The following is a 12869-nucleotide window of genomic DNA, read 5'->3' as shown; positions in this document are numbered from 1 at the left end:
ACTATGAATTTTGAAACAGTTTCAGTTATCGGCTTGGGCTATATTGGCCTGCCTACCGCCGCCGTTGTCGCCTCGCGTGGCATTAATGTCATTGGCGTTGATGTAAATCAGCAAGCAGTGGATACCATCAATGAAGGAAAAATCCACATCGTTGAGCCTGATTTAGACATTGTGGTACGCGGTGTGGTTGCCACCGGCAACCTGCGTGCGACGACCGAAGCTCAGCGAGCGGATGCGTTTATGGTCGCGGTGCCCACTCCCTTTAAAGATAATGACAGTGGACCAGTAGAGGCCGATTTAAGTTATATCCAAAGTGCGGCCAAAGCGATTGCGCCGGTGTTGGAAAAAGGCAATCTAGTGGTTCTTGAATCGACCTCCCCGGTTGGGGCCACCGAACAACTCGCTGCTTGGTTAAGCGAAGCGCGTCCAGATTTGAGCTTTCCACAGCAAGTGGGTGACAACGCAGATATTAAAATCGCCCATTGTCCAGAGCGTGTACTACCTGGCTATGTACTACAGGAGCTAGTTTCCAATGACCGCGTCATTGGTGGTATGTCGCAAGCATGCTCAAAACGCGCGGTTGAGCTGTATGAAAACTTTGTTCGCGGCGAGTGTATTATCACTAATGCACGCACCGCAGAAATGGCTAAGTTAACCGAAAACTCTTTCCGCGATGTGAATATCGCCTTTGCCAACGAATTATCGTTGATCTGTGACAAGCTAAAAATCAACGTGTGGGAACTCATTCGCTTGGCCAATCGCCACCCCCGCGTCAATATCCTTAATCCCGGTCCAGGGGTGGGGGGTCACTGCATCGCAGTCGACCCTTGGTTTATTGTTAGCAGTGCTCCCGAGCAGGCAAAGCTGATTAAACAAGCGCGCTTGGTCAATGACGGCAAGCCAAGCTATGTGGTTGAGCAAATAAAGCAAGCGGCGGATGAGTTTAAGCGCCCGGTTATTGCTTGCCTTGGTCTGTCATTTAAGGCTGATATTGATGATTTACGAGAAAGCCCCGCTTTAGACATTGTCAGTGACTTAGCGCAACAACAAATCGGTGCCGTATTGGCTGTTGAACCGAACATCGATGAGCTTCCTAGTCACCTTGGTGCCCAAGGGGTTGAACTGACCTCCCTGGAGCAGGCGCTAGAGCTTGCAAATATCGTCGTTGTACTGGTTGATCATAAGCAATTTAAAAATGCCGACAAAACCGAGTTTGCCCGTAAAGTGGTGATTGATACCCGAGGTGTGTTGGCGTGATGACACCTAAGCAGCTCATTAAGGCCGATTTATATCGGCAAACCGGGCGGGTTTCTAGGGTGTTACTGATCAAGCATTTATTAGTGAACCCCTCGTTCAACTATGTGTTTTGGTTTCGCTTGTGTCGTGCTCGCAGCACCCTGGTGCGCGGCTTTGCGCGGTTGATGCATAAACATTTATCAGTACGGTATCAGATTCAGTTGCCCAAGGAAGTGCAGGTCGGGCCTGGGCTGTACTTGGGTCATGGCACCGGCATTATTGTTAATGCCAGCGCTAAAATTGGCGCTAACTGTAATTTAAGCCCTTATACCGTGATTGGTTCAAACCATGGTCACGCAGCGCATATTGGTGACAATGTATACATTGGACCACACACCAGTGTGGTTGAACACGTACATATTGGCGATGGTGCTCAGGTAGGCGCGGGAGCTGTGGTGATCAAGGATGTACCTGCGCATGCCACCGTTGTCGGGAACCCGGCTAAAGTGGTGCGCGAACATGGTGAGGCAACCTATATTGCAAATCCAGTGCAGGTTAATTCATGACCCAAGTAGTGATTGTTGCACCGTTAAGCACCATTGACTGGGGCAGCGATAACGCCGGGGGCGTCGATAGTGTGTGCCAACAGTTATTGCAAGCACTCATAACGACGCCAACGCCCGGGTGTCAGTACGAAGTGCTCGCGTTGAAAGTTGGTCAGTCTTCAGCAGAGTATTTCACGCGTTATCGCCTAAGCGAACAAGTGCATGTGACCTTTGTACCTAGCAAGGGCAAGATCGCGGGAGTGCCAGTACCTGGCGTGATTTATCAGTGCTGGCAAGTGCGCAAGTTTTGCCGGGCGCACCGCGCGGATGTGGTGCACAGTCATTATTGGTCGTTGTTGCTTGGCGTGCCCAAACACATTGCGAAAATGGTGACAGTGCATTCGTTTGGAAAGTTAGGGCGTAAGTCAGTGTCGATGCTCAATGACTTGCTCTATGAGCGTATTCTGCCGAGCTTGTCACGCCATAGGGCGAATAAAGTTACCTGTGTAGGCGAGCAGCTGCGACAGTGTATTGCCCAGCAAACGGGAATAAATGCAGAGGTCGTTGCAAACCCCATTAATCCCACTTTTTTTGCTGTAAATACAGCGTCGGTAGAGAAGTTTAACACCCCCACCTTAGTGACCTGTGCAATGATCCACCGGAAAAAAGGCATTCATGTCGCTATTGATATTGTGGCGAAGCTAAATCAAAGCCGTGAGGTAAATTTGTGCATTATCGGCCCGGTACGTGATCATGACTATAAAGCGGAGTTAGACGCTCAAATCGAGCGGCTTGGGATCTCGACTAACGTGCAATTTACCGGTGCCTTGTCAATGTCTGAAGTGGCGCAGCATTATGGCAAAGCACATGTGGGCTTGTTTTGTTCACAAGAGGAGACTTTTGGCTTGGCCCCCTTGGAAATGGTCGCTGCTGGTCTTAACGTGGTCTCGACGCGCGTGGGTGTATTGGCTGAGCAGCCACAGTTATTCATCAGTGCGGGTGGCGCCTTTATCGATAGCAATGATATCGACGCTGCGGTGCAAAGAGTTAGTCAGGTGCTCGAGGATAGCGGCAGTGCTGAGCCTCAGCTCATCGCCGACGCTTTTTCGGCGCAACGAGTCAATGCCCAGTATCAGCAGTTGTACAAGGAGCTAGCGGGTGTTTAATAAGTTACTCAGCTACGCCCCAGTACAGATATTTTCAGCATTGAGTGTGTTTGCGCTCATAGCTATACAAACTCGCTTTCTCGCGGTAAGCGAATACGGTCTTTTGGCAGTACTGCTGGTGATCATGGAAAGCACACGCTCTATGTTTGCGCAGTGGATTAATACTGCACTGTTACGCTTTTACCCCAGTGCACAAAGTCCAGAGCGTGAGCAGCTTTTGTGCCTCAGTAGCTCGTTGTTATGGTTATTTGCAGCGGTAGCAGTACTGGTTGTAGCCTTATGCTTGTGGGTGTTTTCGCTGTTCTCATGGAGCAATATGCTTTGGGTTGCTCTGCTGTTCGTTGCCAAAGGAACATATACCTACTACCTTGAGCGCGCTCGAGTGTGTGAGCAAGTTAATCGCTATCGTTATGCAACCTTGACCCAAGCGGTGTTATCCGTGGTGCTTACCTTGGGTTGCCTGTGGCTTGATGGTGCCCTGCATAGCGCCTTAATTGCTTTGGTAGCGAGTAACGCCATCGCCTTGTTATTTACTTTGCGTAGAAACCCTCAGGGACATAAGGGCACACCGGTGCTGCGCCGAGAGTTTCTACACTATGGTTTACCTTTTATGTTTACCGGTGCTCTCGGAGTATTGGCGACACGCAGTGACCGTATCGTCATTGCTCAGCTTACTTCGTTAGAGCAAGCTGGGCTCTACGCCGGCATAGCCAACTTGTTAGTGGGCTTAATGGCACTGGTGTTTATGGTCGTGGCACTGCCGTTGTATCCAGAGCTGACCAAACTCACCGACAAACCGCAGCAATTGCGTCAGGCTCATAGCCGCTATGGTGGGTATTTGTGTGCGTTAGCGATACCGGCGCTGACCGGGCTGTGTTTACTGGCACAGCCGCTGATCACTGTGTTTTTAGGTGAGCGCTATCAGCAGCTAGATTTACGCGTATTTTATGCTATCGCCGCCGCCACCTTTATTTTGAATCTACGCGGCCACTATTTAGACCATGGCTTACAGTTTAGGTTGCGCACTCAATGGCTACCGCTGATCACTGCTGTGGGCTTTGCCTTGCAGCTCGCTTTAGCGTTTACATGGGTACCCAAGCTAGGTGCTTTAGGTGCTGCATTGGCGTTGCTTATTGCTATGAGTGTCGCAGCGTTGCTGTCGTTGATAACTGGGCATTATTACCGTTACCACTTTACCTGGCCAGCACAGCTTTATAAAACGCTACTGGCGACAACGGTGATGGGCGCAGTGCTTTATACATTGTTGAGCACCCTTGTATCACTTGCGCCTTGGCAGCAGCTTGTTATTGGTGTACTGGTAGGGATCACGACCTATGCGCTGATGCACTGGTTACTAAATACCTTCGCTATACGTAGCCAGAGCCTCAACTGGAGGCGGCGCAGTGTCTGAAATTAAATTAGCAAAATACCTACAATTAGCCTTATTCAGTGCAGTGGTACTCGGTGGCTACCTGCTTGAAAATCTCGGTATCGCCTACGTATCAGAAGGCGGCTCGCCAGTGGTTAAAATACACCTTTATGCATACATTTTACTGGCGTTATTTGGGTTATTGGTGTTGAGCAGAGGCATGGCAGCAAGTGTTGCTGAATTAGGTCAGTTAGCGTCTATTTGGTGGTGGTCATTTATCGCTCTAAGCGCTGTTATCGTCTATGGCCTAGCCACACAAGGCACGTCAGGCATGGCCTATATGGTTAATACCTTTTTAGCGCCATTGTTGTTGTTAGTGCTACTAGCGCAATTATCACACTCGCAATTGCAGCGTATTTTGGTGCTACTTGCTTACTTGTTGCTGTTTAATTCCTTACTTGCCGTGGGGGAGTACGTATTAAATACTCGTATAGTAAGCGTTGAGTTTGACTCTTTTGCTTTTTTTCGCTCAACCGCATTGATGACACACCCCCTGAACAATGCCCTGATCACCGTGGCTTTAGCCTTGTTGCTCTGCTCCTACACTCGACTCCCTGCTTTTGCTTATATCGGCCTAGTGATTTTGGCGCTGTTTGCTTTTGGTGGGCGGGCAGCGTTAGCACTCTTTTGCCTTGGCGCCTTAGTGTGTGCCGTGCCCGCATTGTGGCGATTTTTAACCCGTGGTGTGGCCGTTGACAGGCGGTATCTAGCGGTACTTATGATGCTCGGCTATTTCGCCTTTATTGCTTTTATTGTGGTGCTTATCGAGTCGGGGATCACGGAACGTATCGCTTCGAAAATGTATATCGATCACAGTGCTACAGCGCGTTTAGATGTGTTTTATCTGCTTGAGCAGTTAAGCCCAAAAGAGTGGGTGTTCGGCGCCTCAGCGAGTTTGATGGCTGCTATCGAGTTTTATATTGATATCTCGGTTATTGAAAACTACCTCGTAGGATGGATTTTTAATTTTGGCTTGATTGGTGCTGTGCCGCTTTTTATCGCCGCTTTCTTGCCCCTAGGTTATTTCTTTTATCACGGGAACTTAGTCAGCCGTACCGCGATTGGTGTGTTTATGATTGTGGGGGTAACCAATAACTCATTAACAACAAAAACACCGGTATTGTTACTACTTTACTGTGCCTTGTTCTGTGCTTTAAAACTTCAACAAAAAGCCCAACAATCGATTCGGGCCCAAGGAGCTAGCCATGCTTGCGCGACTTAAGTCATCGTCTATTTATGCCCATTTACGGCAAATAAAGTACCGTCGCCAACGTCAGGCTTTAAACGCGCAACCTAAAACCACGCTGGCGCAGATGCGAGCGGTGTTGCTCGATGATTTGCAGATAGCGCAAGGGGATGCATTGTTAGTGCACTGTGGTTTTGGGTTTTTGCATGCTGATTTTACTCCCAAGCAATTGCTCGAGCTACTAAAGCAAATTGTCGGCCCTACAGGGACCTTGGCCATGCCATTTTACCCGCCAGGGTTGTCGCAAGATTGGCTAAAGGCCGGGCGTATTTTTGATAGCGCTCATATGCGCTGTGGCACCGGGGTATTGGCGCAAACTCTAGCTGATGATGAGCACAGTCACATCAGTATCCACCCTATTAAAGCCGTTGCCGCTTGGGGCCAACACAGCCGACTAATTACCGCTCATCACCAGCGCAGCCAGACGCCTTATGATGCGCATAGCCCCTATTACTTGCTGGCACAATTGGAGCACTCCAAGTCCATCGGTTTGGGCGTACGTAATTGTTCGATGGTGCACTGTGCTGAAGACCTGTATGAGCAAGATCTGGGATATCTCTATGGCGACAAGTCCTTTGCAGCAACGGTGATTCATGAAGGCAAACAACATCGCGTAACCACTTTTGTGCATGACATTCGCGAGCCGCTGATGGAGTCGAGCACATTTTTTGATTTGCATTGTCCCCAATTGGTTACCTTAAGTCAGCGTTTAGTTTCGCCTTGTTATGCTATCGACAACTCTAAACTGTTGCCTAAATGCCAGCAGCTATTCGCGCAAAACATCTCAAGGAAGAAGAGCTAATGAAGTACATTTTGACGTTTGATTATGAGTTGTTTGGCAGTGGCAAGGGCGATGTGCTTAAGCACTTGGTCGCGCCCACAGACAAAATGCTCGAAACCATGCAACGGTTGGGAATACGCGCTACTTTTTTCATCGAATATCTTGAGCTCGAAGCGATTTTTAAAGAAGCCGACAGCGGCAACGCTCTTTTTATCGACGATGCCAAGCATATTAAAGCCCAGCTCGAGCGTATGGTGTCTCTAGGTCACGACTTACAATTACACCTGCACCCTCAATGGTATCAAGCACAGTACCGTCAAGGACAATGGCAGCTCAACTTTGACTGGTGGCGATTTTCTGCCTTGCCTTATCAAACCAGTGCTGATGGCACCCCAGGTCAGCTTGATTTATTGCTCGCCGGTAAAGCTTTTCTGGAAGCATTAATTCAGCCCCTCAACAGCGAATATCGTTGTCATGCTTTTCGTGCAGGTGGCTACAATATCGGCTTTAATCCGCAGAGTGTGAAAGCACTAAGCGCTGCAGGCTTTGATACTGAATCATCTTTGTGCCCGGGCTTTTATGCCAATAAGGCCTTGTGTCAATACGACTACACCGACTGTGACTCATTCTTGCCTCAGCCCATGCCTGGCAGTGATGAGCCTACACAAGTCATCGAGTACCCGCTGCTTACGCTGCGCAGCTCGTTACCAGAAAAAATCTCTCTGGCGCGTTTATACACGCGGTTATTTAATAAAAAATTAAAGCGCATTGGTTATCAGCGTAGCGTTAAGCCAGCTGCCCCTTTGCAGCCACACAAATTGACAAACAGTAACTTCGATGTGTGTCTAAGTAGCCGAGCACAAGTACAGCGATTTTTAGCTTTGGCGCAGCAAAAGTGCTTGTCTACCACCGTACTTATTGGACATGCCAAAGACTATTCATGGTTTTCTCCTTTTGCATACACGCTTAAACGAGCACAGCGTCAGGGTCAATTTATCACTCTCTCAGATGCGCGGGAGACGGTGTAAATGTATACGTCTCGTATGTACAAGCGCAGTCCGATTTGGCTGCAAAATGTGTTGGCCTCGGTCTATGGTGGTTTGCGTCAGAAGCTACGGGATAACCGACACACTCGCTCGCTAACAGCGCAGCTTGAACAGTTGCAATACGATGTGCACAAATGCGATGCCTATCGCCAAGCGCGGCTTGAAAAAATGCTTACACACGCGGCTCGCCGGGTTCCTTTTTATCGCGATAAAGGCACTGATTTAGGGCAATACAGTGTGATTGATAAAGCCACTGTCAAAGCTCAGCATCGTGATTTTCTAGACTCCGAACATCAAGGGGTCAAGATCAAAGGGGCAACCAGTGGCACCACAGGCAGTCCTTTAGTGATTTACCAATCGAAAGAATCGGTCATGCGTGAGCGAGCTTTTACTAATCGCCACCGACAGTGGGCGGGGTATCAAAAAGGAGATAAGCGAGCGTGGCTTCGCGGAGATATGATTGTCCCAGGTGAGCAACGAAAGGCGCCGTTTTGGCGTTATTCGTGGTTCGAAGATATGATCATGCTGTCTTCCTTCCATTTAACCACAGCTAATATGGCGAGTTACATCGACGCCATGGTGGAGTTTGGTGTCGATGTTATCCAAGCCTACCCTTCGTCAATTGTCAGCTTGGCAAAATATTTACAAAGTTGTGATACCTATTACCCGGCGCCATTAAAGTCAGTCATCACCTCATCAGAATCTTTAAGCGCCGAAGACAGAGCCCTGATTGAGTCACGCTTTAAGTGCAAAGTATTTGATTGGTATGGTCTATTTGAGCGTGTTGCAGCGATCGCCAATTGTGAGCATGGTAACTACCACCTTCTCAACGATTACGCTGAAGTTGAGTTGCACCATATCGATGGTAATCGTTATGAACTGATCGGAAGCAACCTTAACAACTCTTTATTTCCACTCATTCGCTATCGCACGGGCGATTTTGTCCAGCTTAGCGATGAACAAAGCTGTCCCTGCGGTCGTCATTATCCTGTTATTAGCGCCATTGAGGGCCGCCAAGGGGATTACTTGGTGGCCGAACAAGGGCAGAAGGTCTACGTGCTTAACCATATTCCTAAAGGAGTTGACGGCTTACTAGGGTGTCAGTTTGTGCAACATCGCCTAGGCGCGGTCGAGGTTAGAGTGCAAATAGATGATAGGCGCTTTGATGAGCACCAGCGCCAGCAATTAATAAGCAATACCAAGGAGCGCTTGGGTCAAAGCATGCAGGTGAAAGTAACACCGGTATCGCAACTAGAAAAAACCGCATCGGGCAAGGTACGCCAAGCGCTTTGTAGCATTGAGGAATGAGGATGAAACAGTACAAAAACATTACGTTAGCCACCGCGCGAGGCGGCCAAGGCGGTATAGCTACGGTCTTGCATACGTTGGAATCTTCGGGGTTTTTCTCCCGCTGGCATGTAAAGCATATCGCCACCCATCAGCGTGACACGTCAAAGTTGGGCCTAAAACGGCTGTTTACTTTTCTCTTCGCCTATACCCAAACAGCGTGGACTTTATTGAGTTCCCGTGTGGCGGTGGCGCATATTCATATGGCATCGCGGGGCAGTTATCAACGCAAATCGCTGCTTATTAGATTGCTAAAACGCTTTCGAGTGAAGGTTGTGTTGCATTTGCATGGCGCCGAATTTCGTGAATTCTTCGAAAACGAATGTGACGCCCAAAAACAAGCCCATATTCGTCATACCTACGAGCTCGCAGATAAGGTGATTGTGCTCTCCACACAGTGGCAAAGCTGGGTTGAGAGCTTAGTTAATGACCCCAGTAAAGTACAAGTGATATACAACGCCGTGGACTCTTTGCAATTAGGGACTGAGCGCACCGAGCCTGGATTGATTCTATTTTTGGGCCGTCTAGGCCAACGCAAAGGGGTTGGAGATTTAATTGCGGCATTTGCTGAGGTAAAAAAACAGTGTCCTAACGCACGCTTAGCACTCGGTGGCGATGGTGATATGGCCACCTTTAAAGCTCAGGTTGCTGAATTAGGGTTAGAGCAGGATGTTAGCTTTTTAGGGTGGATCAGTGGTGAGCAAAAGCTCGACTATCTTGCTCGAGCGGATATTTATTGCCTGCCTAGCTACAACGAAGGCTTCCCTATGGGTGTGCTCGAGGCCATGTCTGCGCAAAAAGTCGTGGTCGCCTCCAATGCCGGAGGCATACCTGACGCCTTGCAACATCAACATAGCGGTTTGATGTGTCCTGCCGGTGACGTTAAAGCGTTGGCCCAGTTGCTCATCAATGCCATTGGCGATCGTGGCCTTAACGCGCGATTAGCCGCTAATGCGAAACAACGCTTTGAAGACAACTTTTCCAAGCAGGCGGTGATCCCGCAGTTAGACGCCCTGTACCGGGAGCTACACGATGAACACTAAGACTGCTAATACACTGGCTCAGCAAACCTTAAATTTAGCGCAAGCGGATGATTATGCCGGCTATGACCCTTTTGATGGCCTGAACAGTCGACTGTTTTCTGTTGCTCCTATATTGCGCAAGGGCGTATTTGGGCTGGCATGGACGCAGCTGTTCAAACGCTCGCCCATCAACTTCAGGCCCTTATGCTTGGTGCCCAAGAAACGCAACCCCAAAGGCGTGGCATTATTTATCTTAGGCTTGGTGAATGATTATCAGCGCAGTGGTGAGCAAAAGTACTTGCATGAAGCACAACATTTAGCGGACTGGTTACTTACGCAGAAATGCGATGAGCAGCAGTGGGGAGCGCCTTGCTGGGGGTATCACTTTGATTGGAATGCCCGGGCGTTTTATGTGCCCAAAGGCAAGCCCAATGTGATCACCACCCTGTATGTTGCCAAAGCCTTACATGCTTTTGGGCAAGTGACGAAGCAAGATAAGTACACACAGTGTGCAATGCAAAGCGCCCACTTTATGGTAAACCATTTATATACGCAGACCACGGACGAACAGGGGCGAGAGCAATGCTATTTTGCCTATATTCCAGGTGAGTCGGCATTCGTACACAATGCCAGTTTGTGGGCAGCGGCTTGGGTGGCGACCTACGCTGCGTATTATGATGACAGCCTATACGGCGACTTAGCCTTGCAGGTTGCGCGACAATCAGTACAAGCACAAAATGAGCAGGGTGCGTGGGTCTATGGAACACGTCATCATCATCAGTTCATTGACGGCTTTCACACCGGGTATAACCTCGAGGCGTTGGATATTGTGCGTTCGCAATTGCAAACGACAGAGTTTGACGCGGCGATAGAACGTGGTTTGCAGTTTTATACTGAGCACTTGTTTGATAGCCAAGGCACGGCGAAGTACTATCACGATAATCCCTACCCACTGGATATGCACAGCGTCTGCCAGGCGCTATTAACTTTGCTAAAGGTTAACCCCAATGCCGAGCAACTCGCATTGGCGGATAAAATACTCACTCGCAGCGTGGAGTTGCTCTACGAGCAGCGCAGTGGCCGTTTTGTGTATCAAAAAGGCAAACGCTACACCAATAAAGTCAATTATATGCGTTGGACCCAGGCCTGGGTATATTACAGCTTTAGTGAGTTGGCGCTTGTGCAGCAGCGTACCCGCGTTGAGCAGGAGGCAGCGTGAGGCTTGCTGGGGTTGACGCAATGCGCTCACTGGCGATTATTTTGGTCGTCGCGCAGCACACCTCATTGATGGGCGACGAAAAGACTGCCGTTGACTATCTATATAAAAATTTGGTCGCTAACTCATCGGTATTCTTTGTTGCTTTGTCCGCTTTTTTAGCGGCGCATATCAGCTGGCCGAAGCAGCGCTGGACTGATTTTATGCGCAAGAAAGAGGCGCTGTTGATTCCACCTTTTGTGTGTATCTCTTTATTGGCGCTTACCAAAGCGTATTCTAAATGCACCTTAAGTTTGTACTGCCAAGATTATCAGCTTATAGAGGTGGGCTTAGGGGGAGCGTTATTCCCGCTTTGGTATGTGCCCTTTATTATGGTGATGTTCTCGCTTACGCCAATGCTCAAACTGTATCATGCTCAGTCGCTGTGGTTGCAGGCCCTAATGTTAATCCCCTTATGCTACCTCTCCATGCGTATTGGGCGCCCGCAAGAGCTGACCCATCTCGCACACAATTTACTCTATTTCTTACCTGCTTTTTTACTGGGTTTGAGCTGTGAAAAGCTGCAGCGCTGTCGACCAGTATCGACAGCATTGATAGTCAGCTTAGCTGCGGCTGCTACTAGCGTATGGCTATATCAAAGCCTGCATTTACAGCAGTTTGGCAATGCCCATCATCCACGCTTAGGTTTGTATGCTGTTGATTGGCTGTTTGTACAAAAAGCGATGCTCAGTTGCGTGTTGTTATTGTTATTAAGCGATTTACGCGTAGAGCAGTGGTTGCAACGACACCCCAGTTTACTCAAGCCGCTGTCACAATTGGCGATGATGAGCTTTGGCATCTTCTTTATTCACGGCTTGTTTACCTACGAGTTGTATCTACTTACCAAACCCTTGGCACACATTAGCTATGTACTTAGCTCCGTGGTCGCAATGGCGCTGTGTCTTGCGCTTGCGTGCGGTGCGCTCACTATTGGCCAACGGCTTATCGGCAAGCGATATAGTCGCTATATTGCCGGATATTAAGGAGAAATCATGAAAAGAATTCAATTTTTAAATGCCCCTATGGATAGCGCCACAATGACGGAGACGGTAACGGTGATCCGCGATCATATTAAGGGCGGGCACTTTCTTCAGCACGTGGTGGTTAATGTCGCCAAATTGGTCAATATGCAACGTGATGCTGAACTCGCTGACTCAGTTAAAGCTTGTGACATCATCAATATTGATGGCATGGGTGTGGTCTGGGGAGCAAGAGCCTGTGGTCATGACATACCAGAGCGCGTTGCCGGCGTTGACCTGTTTCATGAGCTACTGGCAATGAGCGCCGAGCAACAATTCAGTGTGTTTTTACTTGGCGCTAAACCCGAAGTGGTGGCTCGTACAGCTGAGGTGGTGCAAAAGCAAAATCCGCAATTAAATGTAGCGGGGTATCACCATGGCTATTTTTGGGATGATGAGCAGGCTGTGGTTGAGAAAATCAAGGCATCCGGTGCGCAGCTACTTTTTGTGGCCATCACCTCGCCGAAAAAAGAGAACTTTATCAACCGCTGGCAAGACCAGCTCGGCGTCAACTTCGTTATGGGCGTTGGCGGCACTTTTGACGTTGTTGCCGGTAAAGTAAAGCGGGCGCCAAAGTGGATGCAAAATGCGGGGTTGGAATGGCTATATCGCGTTTTGCAAGAACCCGGACGAATGTGGAAACGCTACCTTGTTACGAATAGCCGCTTCGCTTATTTGTTAATGAAAGAGCGCATGACAAATAGATGACAGCGCTTATAGTTAACCCGTTGTTCATGGTTAAATGTTTATTATAGATAAGTTAGTTAAATCTATTTT

General features: G+C 48.8%; 12 protein-coding genes. All 12 read left to right on the top strand.

Annotated elements, in window-relative coordinates:
• The first annotated feature begins 3 nt into the window (after positions 1 to 3).
• From wecC to MHM89_RS06165, 12 genes are read left to right on the top strand one after another with little or no spacing between them, the layout of a single operon-like run.
• Positions 4 to 1257, top strand: coding sequence for a UDP-N-acetyl-D-mannosamine dehydrogenase (gene wecC / locus MHM89_RS06220; protein ID WP_022945837.1), 1254 nt, complete (start codon positions 4 to 6; stop codon positions 1255 to 1257).
• Positions 1257 to 1802 carry a serine acetyltransferase gene (locus tag MHM89_RS06215; RefSeq protein WP_138542793.1) on the top strand — a complete coding sequence of 182 codons (546 nt, stop codon included), beginning with the start codon at positions 1257 to 1259 and terminating at the stop codon, positions 1800 to 1802. Before wecC ends, MHM89_RS06215 begins: the two co-directional genes overlap by 1 nt.
• Positions 1799 to 2947 (top strand): VpsD family glycosyltransferase, encoded by a 1149-nt coding sequence (locus MHM89_RS06210; protein ID WP_239408376.1) that lies wholly within the window; start codon positions 1799 to 1801, stop codon positions 2945 to 2947. Before MHM89_RS06215 ends, MHM89_RS06210 begins: the two co-directional genes overlap by 4 nt.
• Entirely contained in the window at positions 2940 to 4358 is a 1419-nt protein-coding gene (locus MHM89_RS18895; RefSeq protein ID WP_239408375.1) for a lipopolysaccharide biosynthesis protein, read from the top strand. The genes MHM89_RS06210 and MHM89_RS18895 overlap by 8 nt, the downstream gene beginning before the upstream one ends.
• Positions 4351 to 5598, top strand: coding sequence for a VpsF family polysaccharide biosynthesis protein (locus tag MHM89_RS06200; protein WP_239408374.1), 1248 nt, complete (start codon positions 4351 to 4353; stop codon positions 5596 to 5598). Before MHM89_RS18895 ends, MHM89_RS06200 begins: the two co-directional genes overlap by 8 nt.
• Positions 5582 to 6424, top strand: a complete 843-nt coding sequence (locus MHM89_RS06195) for an AAC(3) family N-acetyltransferase (RefSeq protein ID WP_239408373.1) — start codon at positions 5582 to 5584, stop codon at positions 6422 to 6424. Before MHM89_RS06200 ends, MHM89_RS06195 begins: the two co-directional genes overlap by 17 nt.
• Positions 6424 to 7431 carry a hypothetical protein gene (locus MHM89_RS06190; protein ID WP_239408372.1) on the top strand — a complete coding sequence of 336 codons (1008 nt, stop codon included), beginning with the start codon at positions 6424 to 6426 and terminating at the stop codon, positions 7429 to 7431. The genes MHM89_RS06195 and MHM89_RS06190 overlap by 1 nt, the downstream gene beginning before the upstream one ends.
• Positions 7432 to 8757 carry a phenylacetate--CoA ligase family protein gene (locus MHM89_RS06185; RefSeq protein ID WP_239408371.1) on the top strand — a complete coding sequence of 442 codons (1326 nt, stop codon included), beginning with the start codon at positions 7432 to 7434 and terminating at the stop codon, positions 8755 to 8757.
• A gap of 2 nt (positions 8758 to 8759) precedes the next feature.
• Positions 8760 to 9839 carry a glycosyltransferase family 4 protein gene (locus MHM89_RS06180; protein WP_239408370.1) on the top strand — a complete coding sequence of 360 codons (1080 nt, stop codon included), beginning with the start codon at positions 8760 to 8762 and terminating at the stop codon, positions 9837 to 9839.
• Positions 9829 to 11037, top strand: a complete 1209-nt coding sequence (locus MHM89_RS06175; RefSeq protein WP_239408369.1) for an aspartate-semialdehyde dehydrogenase — start codon at positions 9829 to 9831, stop codon at positions 11035 to 11037. The genes MHM89_RS06180 and MHM89_RS06175 overlap by 11 nt, the downstream gene beginning before the upstream one ends.
• The gene (locus tag MHM89_RS06170; protein WP_239408368.1) at positions 11034 to 12056 is read left to right on the top strand and encodes an acyltransferase; all 1023 of its coding nucleotides are present in this window, start codon (positions 11034 to 11036) and stop codon (positions 12054 to 12056) included. The genes MHM89_RS06175 and MHM89_RS06170 overlap by 4 nt, the downstream gene beginning before the upstream one ends.
• A gap of 9 nt (positions 12057 to 12065) precedes the next feature.
• Positions 12066 to 12800, top strand: a complete 735-nt coding sequence (locus MHM89_RS06165; protein WP_022945848.1) for a WecB/TagA/CpsF family glycosyltransferase — start codon at positions 12066 to 12068, stop codon at positions 12798 to 12800.
• The last annotated feature ends 69 nt before the right edge of the window (positions 12801 to 12869 follow it).

Source organism: Pseudoalteromonas sp. CNC9-20, from assembly GCF_022347875.1.
Lineage (GTDB): Bacteria > Pseudomonadota > Gammaproteobacteria > Enterobacterales > Alteromonadaceae > Pseudoalteromonas > Pseudoalteromonas ruthenica.
The sequence above is the reverse complement of the archived record's forward strand: the minus strand, read 5'-3'. Positions and strand labels throughout refer to the sequence as shown.